Origin of the sequence: Streptococcus sp. CL5.50, assembly GCF_049738015.1 — a bacterium.
GTDB lineage: Bacteria > Bacillota > Bacilli > Lactobacillales > Streptococcaceae > Streptococcus > Streptococcus mitis_CA.
The window spans coordinates 49,531-72,824 of record NZ_JBKOTR010000004.1 but is presented as its reverse complement, the minus strand read 5'-3'; the positions used below and the strand labels follow the sequence as shown (position 1 = coordinate 72,824).

At 36.8% G+C, this 23,294-nt stretch carries 25 protein-coding genes; 15 read left to right on the top strand and 10 right to left on the bottom strand.

Annotated elements, in window-relative coordinates; genetic code table 11:
• Nucleotides 1-235: 235 nt before the first annotated feature.
• The 5 genes from ACLNCV_RS03615 to ACLNCV_RS03595 form a co-directional block, all read right to left on the bottom strand.
• Complete coding sequence (locus ACLNCV_RS03615) at nucleotides 236-1,339, bottom strand: DUF6287 domain-containing protein (protein WP_084954140.1); 1,104 nt, start codon at nucleotides 1,337-1,339, stop codon at nucleotides 236-238.
• An 87-nt stretch (nucleotides 1,340-1,426) separates the two neighbouring features.
• On the bottom strand, nucleotides 1,427-2,203 hold the full coding sequence (locus tag ACLNCV_RS03610; protein ID WP_424844872.1) for a hypothetical protein: 777 nt from the start codon (nucleotides 2,201-2,203) through the stop codon (nucleotides 1,427-1,429).
• A 3-nt stretch (nucleotides 2,204-2,206) separates the two neighbouring features.
• Nucleotides 2,207-2,608, bottom strand: a complete 402-nt coding sequence (locus ACLNCV_RS03605; protein WP_050269440.1) for a hypothetical protein — start codon at nucleotides 2,606-2,608, stop codon at nucleotides 2,207-2,209.
• Nucleotides 2,609-2,611: 3 nt separating this feature from the next.
• Nucleotides 2,612-3,049 carry a thioredoxin domain-containing protein gene (locus ACLNCV_RS03600; protein ID WP_084954137.1) on the bottom strand — a complete coding sequence of 146 codons (438 nt, stop codon included), beginning with the start codon at nucleotides 3,047-3,049 and terminating at the stop codon, nucleotides 2,612-2,614.
• On the bottom strand, nucleotides 3,042-3,881 hold the full coding sequence (locus tag ACLNCV_RS03595) for an excalibur calcium-binding domain-containing protein (RefSeq protein ID WP_084954135.1): 840 nt from the start codon (nucleotides 3,879-3,881) through the stop codon (nucleotides 3,042-3,044). The genes ACLNCV_RS03600 and ACLNCV_RS03595 overlap by 8 nt, the downstream gene beginning before the upstream one ends.
• A 184-nt stretch (nucleotides 3,882-4,065) precedes the next feature.
• Between ACLNCV_RS03595 and ACLNCV_RS03590 the strand changes: the two genes are divergently transcribed.
• Complete coding sequence (locus tag ACLNCV_RS03590) at nucleotides 4,066-4,392, top strand: helix-turn-helix domain-containing protein (RefSeq protein WP_084954134.1); 327 nt, start codon at nucleotides 4,066-4,068, stop codon at nucleotides 4,390-4,392.
• A gap of 323 nt (nucleotides 4,393-4,715) precedes the next feature.
• Here ACLNCV_RS03590 and ACLNCV_RS03585 read toward each other — a convergent pair whose 3' ends face one another.
• Entirely contained in the window at nucleotides 4,716-5,129 is a 414-nt protein-coding gene (locus ACLNCV_RS03585) for a hypothetical protein (protein WP_424844871.1), read from the bottom strand.
• Nucleotides 5,130-5,146: 17 nt separating this feature from the next.
• Nucleotides 5,147-6,370 (bottom strand): hypothetical protein, encoded by a 1,224-nt coding sequence (locus ACLNCV_RS03580; RefSeq protein WP_084954130.1) that lies wholly within the window; start codon nucleotides 6,368-6,370, stop codon nucleotides 5,147-5,149.
• Nucleotides 6,371-7,335: 965 nt separating this feature from the next.
• On the opposite strand from ACLNCV_RS03580, the gene ACLNCV_RS03575 reads away from it, so the two are divergent.
• Together ACLNCV_RS03575 and ACLNCV_RS03570 are read left to right on the top strand one after the other, a co-directional pair.
• Nucleotides 7,336-8,142 (top strand): hypothetical protein, encoded by an 807-nt coding sequence (locus ACLNCV_RS03575; protein ID WP_043901556.1) that lies wholly within the window; start codon nucleotides 7,336-7,338, stop codon nucleotides 8,140-8,142.
• A gap of 21 nt (nucleotides 8,143-8,163) precedes the next feature.
• Nucleotides 8,164-9,411 carry a toxic anion resistance protein gene (locus ACLNCV_RS03570; RefSeq protein WP_024056759.1) on the top strand — a complete coding sequence of 416 codons (1,248 nt, stop codon included), beginning with the start codon at nucleotides 8,164-8,166 and terminating at the stop codon, nucleotides 9,409-9,411.
• 195 nt (nucleotides 9,412-9,606) lie between these two features.
• Here ACLNCV_RS03570 and rpmG read toward each other — a convergent pair whose 3' ends face one another.
• Entirely contained in the window at nucleotides 9,607-9,756 is a 150-nt protein-coding gene (rpmG, locus tag ACLNCV_RS03565; protein ID WP_001265622.1) for a 50S ribosomal protein L33, read from the bottom strand.
• Between the two features lie 15 nt (nucleotides 9,757-9,771).
• Nucleotides 9,772-9,954 (bottom strand): 50S ribosomal protein L32, encoded by a 183-nt coding sequence (gene rpmF / locus ACLNCV_RS03560; protein WP_000290417.1) that lies wholly within the window; start codon nucleotides 9,952-9,954, stop codon nucleotides 9,772-9,774.
• Between the two features lie 316 nt (nucleotides 9,955-10,270).
• On the opposite strand from rpmF, the gene ACLNCV_RS03555 reads away from it, so the two are divergent.
• The 6 genes from ACLNCV_RS03555 to ilvD all read left to right on the top strand — a co-directional run bounded on the left by ACLNCV_RS03555 (nucleotide 10,271) and on the right by ilvD (nucleotide 17,672).
• On the top strand, nucleotides 10,271-12,301 hold the full coding sequence (locus ACLNCV_RS03555; protein ID WP_023947575.1) for a BglG family transcription antiterminator: 2,031 nt from the start codon (nucleotides 10,271-10,273) through the stop codon (nucleotides 12,299-12,301).
• Between the two features lie 3 nt (nucleotides 12,302-12,304).
• Entirely contained in the window at nucleotides 12,305-12,589 is a 285-nt protein-coding gene (locus ACLNCV_RS03550) for a PTS sugar transporter subunit IIB (RefSeq protein ID WP_023947577.1), read from the top strand.
• A 12-nt stretch (nucleotides 12,590-12,601) separates the two neighbouring features.
• Nucleotides 12,602-13,948 (top strand): PTS ascorbate transporter subunit IIC, encoded by a 1,347-nt coding sequence (locus ACLNCV_RS03545; protein WP_000975289.1) that lies wholly within the window; start codon nucleotides 12,602-12,604, stop codon nucleotides 13,946-13,948.
• A 3-nt stretch (nucleotides 13,949-13,951) separates the two neighbouring features.
• Nucleotides 13,952-14,809, top strand: a complete 858-nt coding sequence (locus ACLNCV_RS03540; RefSeq protein WP_024056493.1) for a transketolase — start codon at nucleotides 13,952-13,954, stop codon at nucleotides 14,807-14,809.
• Nucleotides 14,806-15,738, top strand: a complete 933-nt coding sequence (locus ACLNCV_RS03535) for a transketolase family protein (protein ID WP_078228436.1) — start codon at nucleotides 14,806-14,808, stop codon at nucleotides 15,736-15,738. The genes ACLNCV_RS03540 and ACLNCV_RS03535 overlap by 4 nt, the downstream gene beginning before the upstream one ends.
• 230 nt (nucleotides 15,739-15,968) lie before the next feature.
• On the top strand, nucleotides 15,969-17,672 hold the full coding sequence (ilvD, locus tag ACLNCV_RS03530) for a dihydroxy-acid dehydratase (protein ID WP_000137346.1): 1,704 nt from the start codon (nucleotides 15,969-15,971) through the stop codon (nucleotides 17,670-17,672).
• A 211-nt stretch (nucleotides 17,673-17,883) separates the two neighbouring features.
• Here ilvD and ACLNCV_RS03525 read toward each other — a convergent pair whose 3' ends face one another.
• The gene (locus tag ACLNCV_RS03525) at nucleotides 17,884-18,225 is read right to left on the bottom strand and encodes a metal-sulfur cluster assembly factor (RefSeq protein ID WP_001204052.1); all 342 of its coding nucleotides are present in this window, start codon (nucleotides 18,223-18,225) and stop codon (nucleotides 17,884-17,886) included.
• A gap of 124 nt (nucleotides 18,226-18,349) precedes the next feature.
• Between ACLNCV_RS03525 and ACLNCV_RS03520 the strand changes: the two genes are divergently transcribed.
• The 6 genes from ACLNCV_RS03520 to ACLNCV_RS03495 all read left to right on the top strand — a co-directional run bounded on the left by ACLNCV_RS03520 (nucleotide 18,350) and on the right by ACLNCV_RS03495 (nucleotide 23,291).
• A complete protein-coding gene (locus ACLNCV_RS03520) occupies nucleotides 18,350-19,201 on the top strand; it encodes an Rgg/GadR/MutR family transcriptional regulator (protein WP_424844870.1) in 852 nt (283 codons plus the stop codon).
• A gap of 200 nt (nucleotides 19,202-19,401) precedes the next feature.
• On the top strand, nucleotides 19,402-20,649 hold the full coding sequence (locus ACLNCV_RS03515; RefSeq protein ID WP_424844869.1) for a transporter: 1,248 nt from the start codon (nucleotides 19,402-19,404) through the stop codon (nucleotides 20,647-20,649).
• Nucleotides 20,650-20,726: 77 nt separating this feature from the next.
• Nucleotides 20,727-22,007 carry a histidine--tRNA ligase gene (hisS, locus tag ACLNCV_RS03510; RefSeq protein WP_023947591.1) on the top strand — a complete coding sequence of 427 codons (1,281 nt, stop codon included), beginning with the start codon at nucleotides 20,727-20,729 and terminating at the stop codon, nucleotides 22,005-22,007.
• A gap of 143 nt (nucleotides 22,008-22,150) precedes the next feature.
• Nucleotides 22,151-22,354 (top strand): helix-turn-helix transcriptional regulator, encoded by a 204-nt coding sequence (locus tag ACLNCV_RS03505; RefSeq protein ID WP_031237122.1) that lies wholly within the window; start codon nucleotides 22,151-22,153, stop codon nucleotides 22,352-22,354.
• The gene (locus ACLNCV_RS03500) at nucleotides 22,354-22,542 is read left to right on the top strand and encodes a hypothetical protein (RefSeq protein ID WP_049487721.1); all 189 of its coding nucleotides are present in this window, start codon (nucleotides 22,354-22,356) and stop codon (nucleotides 22,540-22,542) included. The genes ACLNCV_RS03505 and ACLNCV_RS03500 overlap by 1 nt, the downstream gene beginning before the upstream one ends.
• 5 nt (nucleotides 22,543-22,547) lie before the next feature.
• On the top strand, nucleotides 22,548-23,291 hold the full coding sequence (locus tag ACLNCV_RS03495; RefSeq protein ID WP_424844868.1) for a DUF3169 family protein: 744 nt from the start codon (nucleotides 22,548-22,550) through the stop codon (nucleotides 23,289-23,291).
• The last annotated feature ends 3 nt before the right edge of the window (nucleotides 23,292-23,294 follow it).

Genomic DNA, 23,294 nt, shown 5'->3' with positions numbered 1-23,294 from the left:
TAGTAATGCGCGTGATAATGGGATTTCTAAGGGTCGATTAAAAAATAGAATAGTAAAGGATGTATGTGAATTTTGCTATTCACCGATTAACTCTCTATATCAAAAATGTGTTAGTAGTGTGGAATTGTCTGAAGGAGGTTCATGTGATATAAAGGATATACAAAATCCCTGCAATGAGTAATTGCAGGGATTTTCAGGTAACTAGAAAAACTTTGTAAGTATAGGGAATGTTGTTTTAGTCTATTTTGTAGTAGACAGCTTTTTCATCAGATGGATGTGTTTGAGTAATGATAATTCTAGTTTTACTTTTATCAGTTGGGTCTTCGATTGATACTATTTGGTTATTCTCAAATCGTTTCATAGGTATACTTGTTCCAGGGGGATATATTCCCATTGCAGCTCCTATAGGTCCTGAGCTAACACTAAAACCTATGTGTCCATCGCTTCCCATGCCTGATTTAGCTATCTGTCCTCCTTTTATTAAACCATTCTTATTAAATGCTATTTCATGTCCTAACTCATTCCTCCAAGTACCAGCTATGCTAGAATAGTCTCCATGTAGAATAGCCTGTGTATCAATTTCTTGTGTTGTATTTTCTGTGTGTTTTTCTTCTGTGGGAGTCGTGATAAGTGTGGCATCAGTAGCAACCCAGAATTGAAATTTTTCAGAGTCTTCCATGATTTTGACTGTGAAAGTAACGGTTGTTCCTTCTTGCCATCCCTCAATCATAGATTTCTTAATTTGTACTTGTACACCAGTCATAGGAGCATTACTAGCTTTTACCCAAATAGTATGGTATGTTTCTAGAGCTTTAAAATGTCCTACGTATGCTTCCCAAAACTTTTGGCGTGTTAGTTCTGCTGTGAAGCGGTATAGTTGACCAGTTTTTAATCTACCATCATTCTCCATATCTCGAAGTTCTTCGGCTGTCGTATCTATGATATTACCTTCATTTGAGCTAGAGATTGTAGTAGATGTGCTGGAAGAAGAGCTGGATGATGCAGAGGAACTAGAAGTAGTAGAGGAGCTTTGTTGTGAAGATTGATTATCTACTGTTTCTATATTCCTATCTGGCTGTCTAAAGAGTAAAAAAGTAGTTCCTATAACGATAAGAATTAGAAGTGTAATTGAGGTTATAAGAATCCAAAGCTTGTTGCTCTGTGGTAGAGGACAAACTACTACGTGATTCTGATTTTGATAAACTTCAACAATATCATTTACTTTAGGATGAAAAGTTAACTCATTTATAGGAACATTTAGAGTCTCATTTGTGTGGAGTCGAATGATAACATGTGTATCTGAAATGTGAATAATTTGGTTATATATTTTCTTTTTCATGTAGTATTAGTTTTCATACATATAGGCAATCATAAGAGGTAGTGTTTTTGTGTTTTTGTGGCTTTGAAGACCGTTTCATAACTTATCCTAATTATCTGTTTCATGCAGATAAGCAATCATAAATGGTCGTAGTATTACAGAATTATCTTTTGTAGTCTGCAGAACTCCATAAGTTTTTCCATACAACACTAATTTATCACCTTCTACTATGACTCTTGATAAGTAACCGTTAGGAATAAAAACAGTAATAGGTTCCCCATATCCTGAACCTAATTCATTTGAAACAATTTGTATTACAGTACCTTTATCCTCTGAATCTTTTACTTGTACAACTTCCCCACTAACTCGTATTTTCATATAGCGAGGTAATTCATCATGAATCCATTTATCATAGTCAAATGACGAGGTATATTTCTGCTTATCCATCCTTTCTTCATCGTCGATTGTTAATAAAGACTTAGGAACAAGTCCTGATATCGAAGATTTTGTAGAACTAGAGCTACTTTCTTGAGATGAAGAGCTAGAACTACTCTTAGATGAAGACGTAGAGGACTTAGAAGAACTAGAGGTATTCTGTGATGTAGTTATTTGATTCATTATAAAATATGCACTAACTGACAAAACAATAACTACAAGAGCTATTAAAATAGGTTTTATCTTACTTTTTCTAGATTTATGCTTTTTTACTGGGGTACTTTCTTTACTACCTTCAACCCTTATAACAATATCACCATAAACCTCTACATAATCCCCTATTGTAGGTTCAAAGTCACAAGATTCAATAGGAATTTGCTTTAAACTTCCATCTTCATAACCTATGTAAGCAGTATCTTCAATTATTTTAATAATTTTTCCTTTATTCATTATTTATATACTCCCCCATACAATGGCTCCTAACCACATTCCAAAAATCATAGCACCAGTTGCACAAATCATTATAACAGTTCCTTGTTCTTTATCACCTCTGCTTCTGATGAGATATCCTAAAACAATACCTATTACTCCAAAAATAAAAGGGAGAAATAGTAGAGAAGTTGCTGTGCAAATCCATCCCCATATTTTCAACGTTTTAGTATTATTTGGATTATTTGAATTTGTTGTAAGTTTCCTAGTAATGATGTAGTTTCCATCAGTACCAAAGACTTCCACCTCTTCTCCAACCTCTGGGAGGAAATCAAAGTATTTTCTTTCTATCTCTAGGAGACTACCATCAGCCTTACCTAGATATATCGTTTCAATATTGTCCTTAAGTATTTTGTATGTATTCATTATTTATTCCTTTCTTATAAATGATTCAACCACTTCAACACTAGCTTGACTTGCTTTCGGTAATATGTCGTATACTGTACCATTTGTGAAGTAAGTGAGATTGGGGATTGTTTTGAATCCTACAGTTGTTTTGAAGTTATTCCAACTAGTCTTATCTATATGCTCACTATCCAAGTAATACACAGTTGTCTCAGTTTTATCTACTGCTTCCGCAAGCTTTGGAGCAAATTCTTGACAGTATGGACAACTTTCTCTCCCTGTGTATAGATAAAAGCTTTCTTGATGTTGTATTTTCTGTTCTACAGCCTCTAAACTTATCTTTTGGAGTCTGTTTATAGCTATCTGGTAGTCTGTCTGTGGCAGAGTGGTTAAGTATGCTGTGAATGTGACAATTATAATAAGTAGTAGTGACAGTAGAATAAGAACTTTTTTACTATTCATCACATCCGTATCCGTCTTTGTCTCTATCTAGCCATGGACCATATTGTGGGTCACTAGCAGGTATGTTTACACGTCCTGCTTTTCGTGCTTCCTTACAGTTTTTGAACGGTCTTAAATTTGATTGTGGAGCAGGCGTAGACGATTGTGTAGGAGTAGTTGTAGTGTGAGATGGGGCTTGTTCTTGCTCTTTTACTCGTGAAGATGCTTTCCTTTCCTCCTCTTTTGATTTGGAGGCTTCAATACTTGCTTTTTCCTCTTCTTGTGCTTTTTCTGTTTTTCTTACTTCACTGATTACTAACGAGCCTTTATCGATTGAATCATATTTTTCTAAAGATACTGTATTTCCTGTATAGACCATAAGTTCATTCATTTTCACAGCTAGTGATTCAGGTGTACGGACAAGAAGTTTCTTACCTGTTATGTTGTACTCACGGTATTCATCTTTTTCTTCAATCCCAATTACCTCAGCTTCAACTTCGTAGAGTTTATCTGTGTTAGAGAGTTTGTGTGCTACCTCTCTCAGTGCTTTGGCTCGCAGTATGATTTTAATTTGTGGTGTATTAAGATAAGCATCTACGGCTATATGCCCAGTTGGAGACCATTTCTCTATTTTAGAGCTAGTTTCACTACTGGATGATGAAGTAGAGGAAGATGAACTAGACTGTTTAACTTGTGAAGACTGTTTGACAGAATCACTAGCCTTAGTTTGAACTTGTGAGTGTTTAGTGCTACCGCTAGTTAATAGTGTGAAGAACAAAACGAGGATAAGCAATAGTACAATACCACCTATAATCTTTTGTTCTTTGCTCAATTCCTTAAGCTTTTTAAGCATATATAACCTCCTAATATTTAACTTTATTTAATAAAATAAAAGAAATATTTCCTAATAGTTATAATTATATCACACAAATTTTAACAATAGAATATATTTTAAGTAAATATTAAACTATAGAGAATGTAAACCTAATTGTTTAATCTATAAGATAGATAGTAGATTTAACATAGAGGGTGAAGGAATGGATGATATATTAGAAACTATAAGTAATCAGATACGAGACTTACGAGTTTCAAAGAAGATTACACAGCAAGAACTAGCAGAAAGAACAAATCTAAGCGTTCCTTATATCAGTCAGATAGAGAATAACCACAGAAATATCTCTTTGGAAACTTTTGTGAAGATTGTTGATGCTTTAGAAGTTCCATTGAGTGATTTTTTCTTACCTTATTCTGTACCACAAGATACAGAGATGATGGAACTGTTATTGAAGATTCAGAAACATCCACAGCATAAGATGATTGTTCATAAGGTAATAGAGATACTTGAATTAAGCCAAGATAGTTAGTGATAAAAAGTACTAAAGTGTAATTTATACTAAATCTATCCAACCATATATAGTTGCTTTAGTATCTATTACTATTTCATCATGCTTAAAATTGTTATAGTCTCTCTCGAAGTGATTTTTAATAGTAAACTGTAGGTCGGGCGATTAGAAATTATCTGTACTTTTTGTATAATGTGAGGATTAGAGGTTACATTATTTAGATAAGGAATGAGAATTATTTTTCTTTATTGAAGGGGTCGATTAAAAAACAAAAAGAAAAAAGAAAGCACTGAATCTGACTATCCAGTGCTTATCTATTCTCTTAAAAAACGTGTTACCTCTTATCAGAGCGTTAGAAGTACTCTAACGATTATCGCTAAGATTGTCGCAAATATTGTTGCTCCTAATATCAAAGTAGCACTATCTTTCTCTCCTTTTTCTTTTAGAAGGCGATACATTACTGAGGGGATAACAGCAAAAACAGGGTGCCATACCAATATAGCAATAACCCCACACCATGCAGAACGCTTGATATTTCTAACTGTCCAATATCCTTTTTCTTCTTTTTTCTGTTCTGTGGGAACTTCACTAGACTTTTTAGTTATGATATAGGTTCCTTCAGATTGATATACCTCTACTATATCCCCTAGTTGTGGTACAAAATTAAAAGAAGTCTGTTCAACTTTTAGCAAAGTTCCGTCATCTTTACCTAAATAGATTAGAGTTCCTTCAATTTTAATAACTTTATATGTATTCATTACCTCATACCTTATTTCTAATTAGTTCTTTTCACGTCTAAATAACTTCCACCTTGATTTGCTAACAACAAATCTAGTGAATCTGTCATTAACATCCCATAAATTCTAATATCATCACCTGATTTCAACCCTCTTTTTTGTTTAATAAATTCCTCTTCTGTCTGCTCAGTTAAAGCCAAGTGTATTTTTTTGCCATCTTCAAATTGGAATGGTGCATTATCATCATCAAATAAATCAATTGAATGAGGTTCTACAACAATCAATAAAGTTAATACATCGCTATCGCTCTTATTTATTTTATTAACTTCTTTTACAGTTGCTCGTAATTCAAATTTACTTTTTAATTCTATCCCTTTTTGCATATATTGTTCATAAGTTTGCCCTACTGTGAACACATCAAAAATTTCAAGTTGTGGTTTTCCTGACTCCTTTTTAACTTTTGCATTTAAACCTAGAGATTGACCACCTCTAAAAATATCTTTCCCTTTATAAACTGCCTTTATTTTAGGACTATGTTTAAATTCTTTGGAATCATATTTTTTATTATTAATAATGATTTTATCTGTATCTAGATAAATTTCATCATCATTAATCAATGTGATATCCCCTTTATAGTCTATCTTTTCACCTAAATTATTCTCTAAATAATTATTAAAATCAGCTGTGGCTTTCTCAGTATCATCTTCATTTGATTGAGTTATAGAACTATTCTTAGGTGACGACGTAGAGGGCTTAGAAGTGCTCTGTGATACAGTCTTCTTTGAATTTGGACTGACATTATTACTTACATATACAGTTGATAAAATAAGAATTATAATAGCTATAATCAAATACGTTATAGAGCTTTTTTTATTAACCTTATTCTTCTTAATAGATGAAATAATAAGAAGTATCAGATTTAATACAATCAGTAACAGTGAAACTACAAAAAGGGATAGTATTGTAGCTTCTAATATTACTCCTCTATCATATAATAAACTAAATGAGATAGGAAATAAAACTATAGAGGAAAATATGTTTATCTTGCTAACTAATGAAATTTTTTTAGCCTTTGATTTTTTAACTGGGCTACTTTCTTTACTACCTTCAACCTTTATAGCAATATCACCATAAACCTCTACATAATCCCCCATTCTAGGCTCAAAGTCACAAGATTCAATAGGAATTTGCTTTAAACTTCCATCTTCATAACCTATGTACACTGTGTTCTCAGTTATCTTTAAAATTTTTCCTTTATTCATAAAATGTCACCTGTTTTATATTTATGTTTAAAATATTGTTAAACACTACCCTAATTATACCACAGTTATATACATTAGTTAATGTTTTCTAGTAATTTTTAACTAAAGTAAATGTAAATATATACCCTTAACCTATAAGATGAATAGAGTAAAATAAAAAGCACCTAAACGGTACTTCTTACTTGCCTACTGAACTCATCACCATGAAATTTGTACTCCTTTTTGTCCACCTTGGAGTAAAGTTTAATCTATTTTATTTAATATGTAAATTCTAAAAATACTACAGAATCAACATTTACAAAGCATAACAAAGTGTAATTTATACTAAATCTATTCTACAACAAAATGCTTTAAGATAAGACTTTATATTGTAAGAAGCCTACAACAGTGGGCTTTTTGCTTTGTCTTAAAACGTTGATTTCTGGGTTTGCTTAGAGATTTGTTAGTAAGGTTATTTTTGTATCTAAGTCTATCTATTCCAAGAATGACGCGATATTGATGATATAAATCTGGTATGATATAATATTTTGTCCCCCTCAATTTAATGAAGGGAGGTGTTATGTATGCTAGAGTTACTTTCCCTTTTTCTAGCTCCGTTACTTGTTAACGTACTATCTGAGCTTTTCAAGCTATGGATAAAGAGACGTAGCAAGTAGCATTTAACCCTTTTAGAGGGTAGCAAAAAACCCCATCGGTGGCACGGTGGGGCTTTTTAGTTATATATGCTAGAAGCATTATTTTCCCTTTATGCTTTCATTCTAACACAACCCCTCCGATATTTCAAGCTTTTGTTTTGATATTACTCAGAGTGTGTTTGTGGTTTGAGTCCACTTTACTGAAATTAGCCCACGCGCTACCAAGTTCCATTCTACAGCAAAGAAATCAACTCTTTTCTAGGGGATTTCCGCCATCATTTTGCTCTTTTGTGCTAAAATAGACTTATAAATTGAAAATAAGGAATGTTTATGAAATCGGGTAATGGTTTTTGGAAAGGCTGTCTCTATTTTTGGGGCTTCTTGTTCTTACTGGGCCTTTTGGTTCAATACGCTCTTCCACTTGCGGCTTGTGTCCTGCTAGGATACGGTGGTTATCGTCTCTATAAACGTTGGCGCTATCCTCTTTTGCAGGATCGTTCTCTAGACGACCGGATTGAGCTTTTAAAAGCTAGGATTCGTCAGGCGGACAAAGATATTCAGCAACTAGAGGAAACTTTAGTAGAAAACGGTTCAGAGCCCTATAAGAGTCTGGCCAATCAAGTATTAATCGAACTGAGGGAAATCCATCAGGAGGCGGATCGTCTCAAATCCTATATCGATGCTGATGTCTACAACCGTATTGACAAAAAGGTTCGTACAGTAAGGGCAAACATCGATGTTCAGCTAGAACGTTTGGATAGAGAAAGTCAGGTAGATCTTGAAAATGCGAAGCCAGAGGAATTAGCTCCAGAATTGTCCCAGACCTTGGCCAATATTGCCATTGACCATCAGGCTATTTTAGACAAGATTGCCACCTCCGCTGAGGGGGATAAGGAAGAATTGACGGCCATTCATAGTTTGAAGATGGAGAAATTCCAAACGATTTTAGAAGGCTATTTAAAGATTAAGGCTAATCCGAAGAACTATAATCGGGCAGAAGAACGTTTGCAACAAGCTAAAGCAGCTATCGAACAATTTGACCTTGAGCTGGACCAAGTCCTGAGAGAACTCAATGAAACAGATATGCGTGATTTTGATATCAGTCTGCGTATCCTAGAAAAAGATCGTAAAGAATAGGTTAGAAACAAAGGAGTAACCATGACAGAATTTAATTTTGATATTGACCAGATTGCCAATAATACGGTAGCTAAGGTGGATAAAACAACCCAAATCATCGAGACCAATACTGGCTCGGACAAGACCTTGACCTTCCTTGAAAAGTTGAGCCCTGAGCAGCAAGAAGGAATCAAGGCGCACGTGCCCCAGTTAGTAGACCAGTTTGTCAACAATCAAAATGCTCTCTTAGATTTTGGACAATCTGCTGTCGAAGGTGTGAACAATACGGTCAATCGTATCTTGTCAGAACAAAAGAAACTACAAATTCCCCAAGTAGATGATCTTCTCAAGAATACCAACCGTGAGTTGCAAGGCTTTGTAGTCAAATACAAGAACGCTGAAATTGCTGAGTTAGAAGAGAAGCCAAACTTTTTGCAACGATTGTTTAACAAGAGTAAAAATACGCTACAAGAATTTTACTTTGACTCAAAAACAGTAGAGCAAAAGCTTGATGGTATGGCAGCTGCAGTGGTCAAGCAAGAAGATGTGCTAGCTCGAAATATCGTCTCTGCTGAGATGTTGATTGAGGACAATACCAAATCCATTGAAAATCTAGTGGGAGTGATTTCCTTTATCGAAGCCAGCCAGACAGAAGCTGGCAAGCGCGCTGCCGAACTAAAGGCCCAAGTTGACCAACTCGATACAAGTACGGTAGAATACCAAACCAAGTCACAAGAATTGGCCCGCATGGCTGAAGTGGTTAATACCCTTGAACAACAACACACTGAGTATGTCAGCCGTCTCTATGTTGCCTGGGCAACAACACCTCAGATGCGTAATCTTGTGAAGGTGTCATCTGATATGCGCCAAAAATTGGGCATGCTTCGTCGCAATACGATTCCCACAATGAAGCTTTCTATTGCCCAACTTGGTATTTTGCAACAATCAATGAAATCAGGTGTCGTGGCAGATGCCATTGTCAATGCCAATAATGCTGCCCTTCAGATGCTAGCTGAAACCAGTAAGGAAGTGATTCCGCAGATGGAAAGAATTGCCCAAAGCCCGACAGTCGCTGTCGAATCTGTTACCAAACTGGCTGAAAGTCTGGTTGCACAAAACCAAGGTATCGTTGCTGCCATTGAATTGGGACGCCAGAAACGTGCCCAACTAGAAACAACCATCGTCAAGTCCGCAGAAATGATCAACGATTCTGTCAAACTACGCGATGAGAAAATTGTCCAAGCCCTTCTAGACCAAGGCAAGGCTGCTCAGAAAGAAGTACAAGAATAACACACAAGTCCCCTGTAAGTATAGCTTGCAAGGGATTTTGGATTTTTCTATATATTCGAACCTCTAATTTATTTCACAAAAAATATAGTCAAAAATGTAGTCATTCGGTTGATTTTTGTTGCAATGTACTGAAATTAACAAAAGAAAAAAACGCTGATTAAGCGTTTTTCTTCTGTATTGATTCGTATTGAATGCTTACTTAACTTCTGTAAACACAACGTGTTTGCGAAGTTTTGGTGAGTATTTCTTCAATTGAAGACGGTCTGGAGTGTTACGTTTGTTTTTAGAAGTAAGGTACAAGCGTTCACCAGATTCTTTGTGTTCAAGTGTAATATTTACGCGCATGGTATCTCCCTTCTATTATTCAGCTGATGCAGCTTTAGCGATTTTACGTCCTTTGTAGTATCCTTTAAGTGATACACGGTGAGAACGTGAGTAATCTCCAGTAGTTTCGTCAAAGTTTACAGATGGAGCTGTTACTTTGTAGTGTGTACGACGTTTGTTTTTCTTCGCTTTTGAAGTGCGACGTGCAGGTACTGCCATTTTGATTTCTCCTTTAGGTATTTATATTCGATTCAATCTACTGATTTTCATCAACCATACTAGGATAACACATTTTTTTTGTAAAGTAAAGTTACTTGACAAAAAAAGATGAAAAAATTAGAAGATATTACTCAGTTGATATTACTAAAACCTAAATGATATCACTTTGTTTTTAAAAGTCAATAGAAAGTTGACAAATAATCACTAAAAAGTTTCAGCCCAATAATTACTTATAGGAAGTGAGATTATATTGTGCTGAAATACTCTTTTATTCTTATAACTTTTACACTATAATTGTAGTTAGAAAGGAAGAGAAATGTTTGATTATAGAGCACTAGTTATTTTGATGACTTTGATGGATCATTGTGAGCTATCATTATATGAATTATCTGTTAAGGTGAGCTTACCTATAAAGGAAGTCAAAGAAGGAATAGATTATTTAGTGCCTTATCTAGCTAATAAAGGGATAGTGCTGGATAAAAAACAAGGTCGCTATAGTTTATCAAATCGTACGAAGCAGTCTTTGACAGATATTATTAAGTCGGATGAATTGGTTTTACCAAAGTCGACTCGCTTAGCTTTAATCTATCTTTACACTTTTTGCCGATTAGATTTTATATCGAATAATCATTACCAAGACTTTTTGAAAGTAAGTAAGAATACAACCTTATCTGATATTCAATCATTAAGAAAGATTATGTTAGATAATGATTTGGAGCTAGGGTACAGTAGAGCAAAAGGTTATACTTTACACGGTTCAGAGTGGAATAAGCACCGTTTAGCTTTTCAAATGGTTAGTGAGTTGCTGGAATCCTCCATAGGGATTTGGGGGTTGGATTATGTTTTATCCAGTTGGGGGTATTCATTAACTTATGATTTGATTGATCAGGTAGTTAAAGATTATTATGAAAAGCTACAGATAGTACCTATTGTTAATCAATTAAAAGTTTGCCTTTTCGGTTTAGTATTCATTATATGTAGGTATCAAAGGGATGTTGAAAGAGTATGTCTTTCAGAGACACTAGTATCTCCTATTATTCAAGATATAACGACTATTTTATTAGATACAGTAGTTGATTTGGGAATTATAGATACGGTATTTTCAGAGGATGATTATCGCTATGTCACAGTTTTATTATCAAGTTGCTTTGAAGGTGAAGTAGATGTTGCTCCGGTTTACTTTAATCAATTAACAGAGGCTATTATAAGTAGAATGGAAGATATTTCTTTGTTACATTTTAAACAAAGAGAAGTATTGAGAGAAAATCTTCGCCGTCACCTTATACCGGCTTACTATAGATTAAAGTTCGGCTTACCTAGCTCAAATGAATATGTGTTGCATGTTAAAGAACATTATCCTGATTTATTTGAACTAGTAAAAGATTCTTTGACTCCCTTGATGGACGCTATTGACAAGCCCATACCTGATAGTGAAACAGCATATTTTGTTATCCATTTTGGAGGATATTTAAAGAAAGCAGACAATTTGCCTCAAAAATGTTATAAAGCAGCAATTATCTGTCCTAATGGAATTAGTTCTTCATTGATGATAAAAGAGAATCTATTAGCATTATTCCCTCAAATTGAGTTTATAGGAACCTCAAAGATTGATGATTTATATGCGAAAACTAGTAGTGACTATGATATGGTTTTTTCTACTATAAAGGTGGATACAGAGAAGCCAAATTATCTAGTTTCTGTTATGATGACGGAAGAACAAACAACACAGTTAGTTGAATTGGTATCAAAAGATTTCCCAGATACAGGTTATCGAGATATTGAGCTTAATCAGATAATTAGCATAGTAAGACGATATAGTGTAATCACACAAGAATTAGAGTTAAAATTAGCATTAAAGAGGTATCTCTATCAAGAAATGAACAGAAAGGAAGTGTTACCATTGTTAGAAGAATTAATTACAAAAGAAACTTATCAGGTTAGTTCGGAAAAATTAGGATGGAAGGAGGCAATTCGTTTAGCAGCTAAACCGCTTTTGGATCAACATAAGATAACTGAGAACTACCCTGAGGCAATGATTCAAAAAGTAGAAGAGTTTGGGCCTTTTATTAATTTAGGGAAGGGAGTAGCAATTCCTCACGCTCGGCCAGATGAAGGTGTGAATGAAATAGGAATGTCAATGTTAGTTTTGGAAGAACCGATTTATTTATTGGATAATCCAGAACAGGAGGTAAGATTGTTGATTTGTATTGCAGCCATTGATAATGAGAGTCATTTAAAGGCTTTGTCACATTTAACAACAATTTTAAGAGATAAAAATCATGTTCAAACTTTAATATCATCAAAAAACTATGATGACATTGAAATGATAATTAAACAGGAGGATTAGATAATGTTAAGAATTGGTACAGCTTGTGGTTCAGGATTAGGTTCAAGTTTTATGGTACAGATGAATATTGAATCTGTATTGAGTGATTTGAATGTTTCAGATGTAGAAGTTGAACACTATGATTTAGGTGGAGCAGATCCAAATGCAGCTGATATTTGGATTGTGGGTCGTGATCTAGCTGATTCAGCTAGTCATCTTGGAGATGTTCGTATCTTAAATAGTATTATTGATATGGATGAACTACGAGAATTAATTACTAAACTTTGTGAAGAAAAAGGACTTATTTAGGAGGCTAGCGTCATGATGAAGTTCATATTGGATATTGTTAGTACACCAGCTATTTTAGTAGCTTTAATTGCAATCTTAGGATTAGTTCTTCAGAAGAAGAAATTACCTGATATTATTAAAGGTGGAATTAAGACCTTTGTTGGTTTCTTAGTTGTATCTGGTGGTGCAGGAATTGTACAAAATTCTTTGAATCCATTTGGTACCATGTTTGAACATGCTTTTCATTTATCTGGAGTTGTACCGAATAATGAAGCAATTGTAGCTGTAGCTTTAACCACATATGGCTCAGCTACTGCAATGATTATGTTTGCAGGTATGGTATTCAATATCTTAATTGCTCGTTTTACTCGATTCAAATATATCTTTTTAACAGGGCACCACACTCTATATATGGCGTGTATGATTGCGGTCATTTTATCAGTTGCTGGCTTTACAAGTTTGCCTCTTATCTTACTAGGTGGATTAGCGCTCGGTATTATTATGAGTATTTCCCCAGCATTTGTGCAAAAATATATGGTTCAATTAACTGGAAATGACAAGGTGGCTTTAGGTCATTTCAGTTCTTTGGGATATTGGTTGAGTGGTTTTACTGGTAGCCTTATCGGTGACAAATCAAAATCAACAGAGGACATTAAATTTCCAAAGAGTTTAGCTTTTTTACGTGATAGTACTGTTAGCATTACTTTATCTATGGCAGTTATTTACATTATTGTAGCTATCTTTGCAGGGTCAGAATATATAGAAAAAGAAATCAGTAATGGTACAAGTGGTCTAGTTTATGCTTTACAATTAGCAGGTCAATTTGCAGCAGGTGTATTTGTTATTTTAGCAGGTGTTCGCCTTATTTTGGGTGAAATTGTTCCAGCCTTTAAAGGTATTTCAGAGCGTCTTGTACCTAATTCAAAACCTGCTTTGGATTGTCCGATTGTTTATACTTATGCACCTAATGCAGTCCTAATTGGATTTATCTCTAGTTTTGTTGGTGGTTTAGTAAGTATGGCAATTATGATTGCTTCAGGAACGGTTGTCATCTTACCAGGCGTTGTGCCTCATTTCTTCTGTGGAGCGACTGCAGGTGTCATTGGGAATGCATCTGGTGGTGTTCGTGGAGCCACTATTGGAGCATTTTTACAAGGTATTTTAATTAGTTTTCTTCCAGTCTTTTTAATGCCAGTTTTGGGAGGACTTGGTTTCCAAGGGTCAACTTTCTCAGATGCAGATTTTGGTCTATCAGGAATTATTTTAGGAATGTTGAATCAATTTGGCTCACAAGCAGGCATTGTTATTGGTCTTGTTCTTATTCTAGCAGTTATGTTTGGAGTATCCTTTATTAAAAAGCCATCTGCAAAGGAGGAATAAGGGATGATTTTAAGTGAAAATAGAGAAGATGAGTTAAGAAAATTTGCAACAAAAATCCGATTAAATACTCTTAGAACATTGAATCATCTTGGATTCGGCCATTATGGAGGGAGTCTGTCTATAGTAGAAGTTTTAGCAGTGCTTTATGGTGAAATAATGCCGATGACTCCAGAAATATTTGCGTCACGAGATAGAGATTATTTTGTTTTATCCAAGGGACATGCTGGACCAGCTTTGTACAGCACACTCTATTTGAATGGTTTCTTTGACAAAGAATTCTTATATTCTTTAAATACAAATGGAACCAAATTACCGTCTCATCCTGATAGAAATCTAACGCCGGGCATAGATATGACAACTGGCTCTTTAGGACAGGGAATTAGTGTTGCAACCGGACTTGCATATGGTCAGAGAATAAGAAAAAGTCCCTTTTACACCTATGCTATTGTTGGAGATGGTGAGTTAAATGAGGGACAATGTTGGGAGGCTATACAGTTTGCTTCTCATCAACAGTTATCTAATTTAATTGTATTTGTAGACGATAACAAAAAACAATTAGATGGTTTTACAAAGGATATTTGTAATCCAGGTGATTTTGTAGAAAAATTCTCAGCATTTGGGTTTGAATCCATTAGGGTCAATGGTTCAGATATTAGAGAAATTTATGAAGGGATTATCCAATTAAAACAGTCAAATAATTCATCCCCTAAGTGTATTGTATTAGACACTATTAAAGGTCAAGGAGTTCGAGAGCTGGAAGAAATGAAATCCAATCATCATCTTCGCCCTACTGTAGAGGAGAGACAAATGTTAACTTCAGTTGTAGAAAGATTAAGTCAGGAATTGGAGGAAACAGAATGATGAGAAGTACGAAAGAATTACGACATGTGTATAGAGATTTCCTTCTAGAAGCTAACCAAAGTTATTCTGATATAGTAGTTTTAGAAGCAGACTTGTCAAGTTCGATGGCTACTAATAATCTTGAAAAGGACTTTGGAGACCGTTATGTGAATGTTGGGATCATGGAAGCAGAAATGGTCGGGCTTGCAGCAGGTTTATCTATTCAGGGGTTTAGACCTTATCTTCATACATTTGGCCCTTTTGCTTCACGAAGAGTATTTGATCAATTATTTATTTCTCTTGGGTACGCACAATTGGATGCCACTGTAATTGGCTCAGATGCAGGAGTAACGGCAGAGATGAATGGTGGAACACATATGCCATTTGAAGAAATTGGATTGTTACGTTTAATTCCTAAATCAATCATTTTTGAAGCAACTGATGATATCCAATTTCGTGAAATCTTGAACCAGACATTAGAATTAAAAGGACTAAAATATATTCGAACAATTAGAAAAGCTCCAGAGGCTGTATATCAAGGTGGAGAAGATTTTTCTAAAGGCTACATTGAGTTAAGACACGGTGAAGATGTTGTAATAGTTGCTTCTGGCATAATGGTTGCTCCAAGTATTCGAGTTGCGGATGAACTGTCTAAATTAGGTTATTCAGTAGGTGTGATAGATTTATTTAGAATCAAACCGATACCAGAACAGATAAAAACAATATTAAGTGGAAAAACTATATTTACTGTAGAAAACCACAATCAGATAGGTGGAATTGGCAGTGCTTTATGTGAATTATTCTCTGATGATGGAATAACAAAAATTCATCGGATGGGTGTTCAAGAAAGATTCGGTCAAGTAGGGAAAATGGATTATCTTCTTAATGAGTATGGTTTGAGTGAATCGAATATAAAAGAGAAAGTTCTAGAGTTTTATAATGCAAGATAGATGTTAAATACACTTATCTGAAAGAACTTCTGTAAAAATTACATTACGTTATTTAAAGCAAGCGGATTAAAAGCATATTCTGGTAATCAGAAAGTGCCCTGATCCGCTTTGTTGTTTTTAATTTAAAATGTTTATATATGTATAGAATTTTCTGAAAATTCAAGAATTTTCTTCTGTTCATTACTTTTAAAATGTGCTATAATAGTAAAAACTGAAATGGGAGGGAACAAATGACTGAATTAGATAAACGTCACCGCAGTAGCATTTATGACAGCATGGTAAAATCACCAAACCGTGCCATGCTTCGTGCGACTGGTATGACAGATAAGGACTTTGAAACACCGATTGTAGGGGTTATTTCGACCTGGGCGGAAAATACACCATGTAACATTCACTTGCATGATTTCGGGAAATTGGCTAAAGAGGGTGTCAAATCAGCAGGTGCTTGGCCTGTGCAGTTTGGGACTATCACTGTAGCGGACGGGATTGCTATGGGAACGCCTGGTATGCGTTTCTCTTTGACATCTCGTGATATCATCGCGGACTCTATCGAGGCGGCGATGGGTGGTCACAACGTCGATGCCTTTGTCGCTATCGGTGGCTGTGACAAGAACATGCCTGGTTCTATGATTGCTATTGCTAATATGGATATCCCAGCTATTTTCGCCTATGGTGGAACCATTGCACCGGGAAATCTTGATGGCAAAGACATCGACTTGGTTTCTGTTTTTGAAGGTATCGGAAAATGGAATCACGGTGACATGACGGCTGAGGATGTGAAACGTCTTGAATGTAATGCCTGCCCTGGCCCTGGTGGTTGTGGTGGTATGTACACTGCTAATACCATGGCGACAGCTATTGAAGTTCTCGGTATGAGTTTGCCAGGTTCATCCTCTCACCCAGCTGAATCAGCTGACAAGAAAGAAGACATCGAAGCAGCAGGACGTGCTGTTGTTAAGATGTTGGAACTTGGTCTCAAACCATCAGATATCTTGACTCGTGAAGCCTTTGAAGATGCCATTACTGTGACTATGGCTCTCGGTGGTTCTACAAATGCCACTCTTCACTTGCTTGCTATTGCCCATGCGGCTAATGTTGACTTGTCACTTGAGGACTTCAATACGATCCAAGAGCGCGTGCCTCACTTGGCCGACTTGAAACCATCTGGTCAGTATGTCTTCCAAGATCTCTATGAAGTCGGTGGTGTGCCTGCGGTTATGAGATATCTCTTGGCAAATGGATTCCTTCACGGAGATCGCATCACATGTACTGGTAAGACTGTAGCTGAAAACTTAGCTGACTTTGCAGACCTCACACCAGGTCAAAAAGTCATCATGCCACTTGAAAATCCTAAACGTGCGGATGGTCCGCTTATCATCTTGAACGGGAACCTTGCCCCTGATGGTGCGGTTGCTAAAGTATCAGGTGTTAAAGTGCGCCGTCACGTTGGACCAGCTAAGGTCTTTGACTCAGAAGAAGATGCTATCCAGGCTGTTTTGACAGATGAAATCGTTGATGGCGATGTAGTCGTTGTCCGTTTCGTTGGACCTAAAGGTGGTCCTGGTATGCCTGAGATGCTGTCACTTTCATCAATGATTGTTGGTAAAGGTCAGGGAGATAAGGTGGCCCTCTTGACGGACGGACGTTTCTCTGGTGGTACTTATGGTCTGGTTGTTGGACATATCGCTCCTGAAGCTCAGGATGGTGGACCGATTGCCTACCTCCGTACAGGCGATATCGTTACGGTTGACCAGGATACCAAAGAAATTTCCATGGCCGTATCCGAAGAAGAACTTGAAAAACGCAAGGCAGAAACAACCTTGCCACCACTTTACAGTCGTGGTGTCCTTGGTAAATATGCCCATATCGTATCATCTGCTTCACGCGGAGCCGTGACAGACTTCTGGAATATGGACAAGTCAGGTAAAAAATAAACTCAAAAAGCAAGCCAATCTCGACTTGCTTCTTTTCATCTCCAAAAGTGATTTGCCTGCTTATACTCAATCAAAATTAAAGAGCAAACTAGAAAGCTAGGCGCAGGTTGCTCAAAACACTGTTTTGAGGTTGCAGATAGAACTGACGAAGTCAGTAACATCTATACGATAAGGCTAAGCTGACGTGGTTTGAAGAGATTTTTGAAGAGTATTAACGAGGTGGCAGTCCAAGGGCAATGCGGCCGTAGCGACTGATTCGTGTAATCTTCCAGGCAGGCGACCAGGTAACTTCAACCTTGACATCTTCGATACCCTCGATTTGTTTCAGACCTGCCACGATTTCGATAGGCAGGCTTTCGGCGCAATCGCAGGCGGTGTCGGTGAAGGTCATGACAATTTTGCAGAGGCCTGTTTCGTCTAGATTGATCTCATAAATCAGCCCTAGATTGTAAACATCCAATTCCACATCTGTATCAAAAACCTTCTCTAGTTTTTCGATAATTTGGTCTTGCAAGGCCAAAGCCCGGTCATTGATTTTGATATCGTCTCTCATTACAGTCCCTCCACGTGATAAATATCCTCTATTTTCTCATAATTCTGACAATTTGGCAAGTTTTTGATGAATTTTCTGAAAAAATATGATAATATAAAGAAAACACTGAATCAAGGGGAAGCCTATGGAGCAGATTGGAAAAGTCTTTAGACAATTACGAGAGTCAAGAAATATCTCGCTGAGACAAGCAACTGGGGGACAATTTTCGCCGTCTATGTTATCTCGCTTTGAAACAGGTCAGAGTGAGCTTTCGGTGGAAAAGTTTCTATTTGCCCTAGAAAATATATCTGCCAGTGTAGAGGAAATCCTCTTTCTAGCGAGAGGTTTTCAGTATGATACAGATTCTGAGTTGAGAAAAGAAATCCTAGATGTCTTGGATCCAAAGAATATAGCACCTCTTGAAGACCTGTATCGCAAGGAGTACCAAAAGCATACCCATTCTCAAAACAAACAGAAACATATTCTAAATGCCATTATTATCAAGTCTTATATGAAGAGCATGTATGATACGGTAGAGTTAACGGCAGAGGAGGGGAAAGTCCTTCATGATTATTTGTTTTCTACCGAGATCTGGGGAATCTATGAACTCAATTTATTTTCAGTCAGTTCACCATTTCTATCTGTTTCTCTTTTCACTAGGTATGTTAGAGAGATGGTACGTAAATCTGATTTTCTAATGGAAATGTCTGGTAATCGAAACCTTTTTCACACTATACTCTTGAATGGTTTTTTAGCCAGCATTGAGTGTGAAGAATTTACCAATGCCTCTTATTTTAAACGTGTCATCGAAGAGCATTTCTACAATGAAAATGAAACCTATTTCCGAATTGTCTATTTGTGGGCGGAAGGTCTCTTTGATAGCAAGCAAGGCAGAGTCAAGGAAGGGCGAAAAAAGATGGAGGATGCTGTCCGTATTTTTGAGATGCTTGGCTGTAACAAATCTGCTGAATACTATAGAAAAACCCCCGATTATTGAATATCTGCAAACTAAGAAAATAAGTTGAAATTTGAAGCGATAGAACTGTTGGGCTCTCTCGTGTCACTGGAGGGATTCTATCGTTTCTTTTTGCTCATTTTATTTGTTGCATATATTCAAAAGTTTTTCCTCTAAAATTTCTAAGTGCTATACTATAGTCATACTTCACATAAAACTTCGAACAAGAAGGGAGATTACCTATGAAACTATTGTTCAGAAATCAAGCTTATCGTCTCTTGACTTTGTCACGCTTCTTCAATGCTTTTGGTGCTTCGATTTTCAATCTGGTCTTTATCGTCTATGCATCGACCTTGTCACAAGCATCTTTTGCTGTTGCTATGGCGAATATTGTCATGCTTCTTCCGACTCTCTTTACAGTTTTTGTAGGGATTCGGGCAGATTACACGAGGGACAAGGTCAAATGGATGGTCTATAGTGGTTTGTTTCAGGCGGTTTTATTTTTTCTAGCAGCCCTAGTTGTTCAGCAAGCTAGTCTCTTTGCCTTTTCTAGCCTGTGTTTAATCAATGTCATTAGCGATGTCATCAGTGATTTTGCTGGTGGTTTGCGCATGCCTCTTATTAAGGAAAAAGTAGCTGAAGATGATCTGATGGAGGCTTATTCTTTTTCCCAGTTCATCACCTATATTTCAGCCATTGGTGGTCAAGCTTTCGGAGTCTGGCTCTTAGGGCTATCGGTCAATAATTTTTCTCTCGTTGCGGGAATCAATGCCTGTTTTTTCCTAGTATCAGCCGTTATCCTCTTTTTCGGAAAAAGCAAATTGAGACTGTCGATTTCATCCGCTGATGGTGAATCACTAAAAAATGAGAAGCTTTCTATCAAAGACCAGTTCCTAACAATTTACCGAAATTTACGTCTCGTTTTTCTTAAAGGTGGACAGAAAAACTTTGGATTCATGATCTTTGCTGTCTTGCTTATCAATGCCTTGGGTGGCGCTTTAGGAAGCATCTATAACATCTTCTTTTTGAGCCATTCTCTTTTGGACTTTTCTTACACAGAGGCATTATTTATCAGTCAAGTCTGTGCTTTGTTAGCAATCATCATCAGTAGCCTTACGGGCAATGATTATTTTGGGAAGCAGTCCTTGCCTAGATTGATGATGTGGGTGACCGTAGGACTCAGTCTAGTTGGTCTAGCTAATTTATTCAATCAAGTCGTACTTGGTTTACTATTTCTCTTTTCAACTCTGTATGTGTCTGGTAAAGTTCAACCAAAGATTAGTGCCATGCTTATGAAAAATCTAGCTCCAGAAGTTCTAGCTCGTACCAGTAATTTTTTAGGTTTATTGTTTACCTTATCCATACCTGTGGGAACAGCCTGTTTTTCACTTGTAGCTGTATGGAATATACAGTTGACTTGGATGCTATTTGTTGGTCTTTCCTTGCTAGCTATTCTTTTGACAGTTATTAATCTCAAAAATGATATCTAAATCCTAATTTTTTTCTCACTGTTTTAATCCCTCTATTTATGGTAAAATAAGACTATTAAGTTTAAAGAGGATTCCCTATGAAATTACAAAAACCAAAAGGAACGCAGGATATTTTACCTGCTGAGTCTGCCAAGTGGCAGTATGTTGAGGGCTTTGCCCGTGAGATTTTCAAGCGCTACAACTACGCAGAAGTGCGCACGCCCATTTTTGAGCATTACGAGGTTATCAGTCGCTCTGTCGGAGATACAACGGATATCGTAACTAAGGAAATGTATGACTTTTATGATAAGGGTGACCGTCATATCACCCTCCGTCCAGAAGGAACTGCGCCAGTTGTCCGTTCCTATGTGGAAAATAAACTCTTCGCCCCAGAAGTGCAAAAGCCAAGTAAGTTCTACTACATGGGACCTATGTTCCGCTATGAGCGTCCACAGGCAGGACGTTTGCGCCAGTTCCACCAGATTGGTGTTGAGTGCTTTGGCTCTAGTAATCCAGCTACCGATGTGGAAACCATCGCTATGGCAGCTCATTTCTTGAAAGAAATCGGCATCCAAGGTGTCAAATTGCACCTCAACACGCTTGGAAATCCTGAGAGCCGTGCGGCTTATCGTCAGGCCTTGATTGACTATTTGACACCGCTTAAGGAGACTTTATCTAAGGATAGCCAACGCCGTTTGGAGGAAAATCCTCTCCGTGTCTTGGACTCTAAGGAAAAAGAAGACAAGGTAGCAGTAGAGAATGCGCCTTCTATCTTGGACTTCCTTGATGAAGAAAGCCAAGCACACTTTGATGCTGTGCGTCAGATGTTGGAAAATCTTGGAGTAGACTATATCATCGATACCAATATGGTGCGTGGTCTGGACTACTACAACCACACCATTTTCGAGTTTATCACTGAGATTGAGGGCAATGACCTGACAGTCTGTGCGGGTGGTCGTTACGATGGTTTGGTTTCTTACTTTGGAGGCCCGGAAACTGCTGGATTTGGTTTTGGACTTGGTGTAGAGCGCCTGCTTCTCATTCTTGAAAAGCAAGGTGTTGCTCTTCCTATCGAAAACGCCCTAGATGTCTATATCGCAGTCTTGGGTGATGGAGCAAATGTAAAAGCCCTAGAACTAGTCCAAGCTCTTCGCCAACAAGGTTTCAAAGCAGAGCGTGATTACCTTAACCGTAAACTCAAAGCTCAGTTCAAGTCAGCTGATGTCTTTGCAGCTAAGACCCTCATCACCCTAGGTGAGAGTGAAGTCGAAAGCGGACAAGTAACGGTCAAGAACAACCAAACCCGAGAAGAAGTGGAAGTTGCGCTTGAGACAATCAACCAAAACTTCTCAGAAATCTTTGAAAAACTAGGATTTTAATGATAGATAAACTGGTCAGGAACCTACTCCTGACCTTTTTCTTTTGCAAAATGACAAAAATCATAAACTTTTTGACAAATATGCTTGTCAAAAAGAAAAAGATATGTTACAATGTAAGCAAGTTAAGAGAAAAGGAGAAAGGAATGCTTAAAAATCGTTTAAAAGAGCTTCGGGCTCGCGATGGTCTCAACCAAACCGACCTAGCCAAGCTAGCAGGGGTTTCCAGGCAGACCATTAGTCTACTAGAACGGGATGAGTACACCCCGTCCATTATCATTGCCCTGAAAATATCTCAAATTTTCAACGAAACAGTCGAATCGGTATTTCGCTTGGAGGAGGACGAGTGATGAACAAGTATAAAGTAATCTATTATGTAGTTGCCATAGCTCTATTAGTCAGCGCGTTTCTACTAATTGGGATGGATCTAGGCTGGTTTAATCCCTATCAAAGTGACCAATTTATTTGGGCCTACTTTGCCCTCATCCCAGTAGTTGAATGGATTGAAAAGAAATCCAAAAACCTAGCAAGTGAATAAGGAGAATGAATATGAAAAAGAAACGTGGATTGTTATTATTTTTAATGTCTATTGTCTTGGGATTTTTTTTGGCCATGTTTGTAGGGACGTTTAAGGCACTTGCTGAATCCCACGGAATTATGTTAGATGTAAAAGTCTTGATACCATGGATATCAGCTATTTGTTTAGTGTTAGGTTTCATTAGCATACTTTTGACATTCAATTTCTTAAAGAAAAGCAGAAAATTTCATTCCTTGTATCAAGAGGAAATGGATGATGATCTGAATGAAACCTATTATGTGCAGATGTATCGGAATCTCGAGTTTGGAACCATTGCTTTTAATATTGCAAGTGTAGCGATTTTATTAGCTCTTTTCATCTCAGCAAGTGAAATGGTTGTACTAAATGGAAGCCATATAACCTTACCTCTTTCTTTTTTGGCATTAGTGCTGATTTTCAGTGTTCAAAAATATCTTTTTAAGACCATTGCGATTGTTCGTCAGTTTGATTTGGTATTTTTCTCTACACCAAAGGATATCTTAGAGCATTTCGATTCTTACGATGAAGGGGAGCGCAAGGCTAATTTGGAACAGAGTTTTCGGATTTTATTCCAATTAAATCAATATGTCTTACCAATCTTATATATTTTTCTTTTTATCATTTCTTTCTTGACAGGAAAGATTCAATTACTGTCCTTATTGCTTGTAGGAGCAATCCATGTTTATATCAATGTGATGCAGTTGCCTATGGTGAAACGTTATTTTAAATAAAGG

Bases quoted from the DNA above. Each gene is read 5' to 3' on its own strand.
- ACLNCV_RS03505 (WP_031237122.1), top strand. From the start codon at position 22,151: ATGCTTAAAAATCGTTTAAAAGAGCTTCGGGCTCGCGATGGTCTCAAC.
- ACLNCV_RS03585 (WP_424844871.1), bottom strand. From the start codon at position 5,129: ATGAATACATATAAAGTTATTAAAATTGAAGGAACTCTAATCTATTTA.
- ilvD (WP_000137346.1), top strand. From the start codon at position 15,969: ATGACTGAATTAGATAAACGTCACCGCAGTAGCATTTATGACAGCATG.
- ACLNCV_RS03535 (WP_078228436.1), top strand. From the start codon at position 14,806: ATGATGAGAAGTACGAAAGAATTACGACATGTGTATAGAGATTTCCTT.
- ACLNCV_RS03600 (WP_084954137.1), bottom strand. From the start codon at position 3,049: ATGAATAGTAAAAAAGTTCTTATTCTACTGTCACTACTACTTATTATA.
- ACLNCV_RS03550 (WP_023947577.1), top strand. From the start codon at position 12,305: ATGTTAAGAATTGGTACAGCTTGTGGTTCAGGATTAGGTTCAAGTTTT.
- ACLNCV_RS03500 (WP_049487721.1), top strand. From the start codon at position 22,354: ATGAACAAGTATAAAGTAATCTATTATGTAGTTGCCATAGCTCTATTA.
- ACLNCV_RS03525 (WP_001204052.1), bottom strand. From the start codon at position 18,225: ATGAGAGACGATATCAAAATCAATGACCGGGCTTTGGCCTTGCAAGAC.
- rpmF (WP_000290417.1), bottom strand. From the start codon at position 9,954: ATGGCAGTACCTGCACGTCGCACTTCAAAAGCGAAGAAAAACAAACGT.
- ACLNCV_RS03615 (WP_084954140.1), bottom strand. From the start codon at position 1,339: ATGAAAAAGAAAATATATAACCAAATTATTCACATTTCAGATACACAT.
- ACLNCV_RS03595 (WP_084954135.1), bottom strand. From the start codon at position 3,881: ATGCTTAAAAAGCTTAAGGAATTGAGCAAAGAACAAAAGATTATAGGT.
- ACLNCV_RS03590 (WP_084954134.1), top strand. From the start codon at position 4,066: ATGGATGATATATTAGAAACTATAAGTAATCAGATACGAGACTTACGA.
- ACLNCV_RS03540 (WP_024056493.1), top strand. From the start codon at position 13,952: ATGATTTTAAGTGAAAATAGAGAAGATGAGTTAAGAAAATTTGCAACA.
- ACLNCV_RS03605 (WP_050269440.1), bottom strand. From the start codon at position 2,608: ATGAATACATACAAAATACTTAAGGACAATATTGAAACGATATATCTA.
- hisS (WP_023947591.1), top strand. From the start codon at position 20,727: ATGAAATTACAAAAACCAAAAGGAACGCAGGATATTTTACCTGCTGAG.
- ACLNCV_RS03515 (WP_424844869.1), top strand. From the start codon at position 19,402: ATGAAACTATTGTTCAGAAATCAAGCTTATCGTCTCTTGACTTTGTCA.
- rpmG (WP_001265622.1), bottom strand. From the start codon at position 9,756: ATGCGCGTAAATATTACACTTGAACACAAAGAATCTGGTGAACGCTTG.
- ACLNCV_RS03520 (WP_424844870.1), top strand. From the start codon at position 18,350: ATGGAGCAGATTGGAAAAGTCTTTAGACAATTACGAGAGTCAAGAAAT.
- ACLNCV_RS03570 (WP_024056759.1), top strand. From the start codon at position 8,164: ATGACAGAATTTAATTTTGATATTGACCAGATTGCCAATAATACGGTA.
- ACLNCV_RS03580 (WP_084954130.1), bottom strand. From the start codon at position 6,370: ATGAATAAAGGAAAAATTTTAAAGATAACTGAGAACACAGTGTACATA.
- ACLNCV_RS03610 (WP_424844872.1), bottom strand. From the start codon at position 2,203: ATGAATAAAGGAAAAATTATTAAAATAATTGAAGATACTGCTTACATA.
- ACLNCV_RS03545 (WP_000975289.1), top strand. From the start codon at position 12,602: ATGATGAAGTTCATATTGGATATTGTTAGTACACCAGCTATTTTAGTA.
- ACLNCV_RS03495 (WP_424844868.1), top strand. From the start codon at position 22,548: ATGAATATGAAAAAGAAACGTGGATTGTTATTATTTTTAATGTCTATT.
- ACLNCV_RS03555 (WP_023947575.1), top strand. From the start codon at position 10,271: ATGTTTGATTATAGAGCACTAGTTATTTTGATGACTTTGATGGATCAT.
- ACLNCV_RS03575 (WP_043901556.1), top strand. From the start codon at position 7,336: ATGAAATCGGGTAATGGTTTTTGGAAAGGCTGTCTCTATTTTTGGGGC.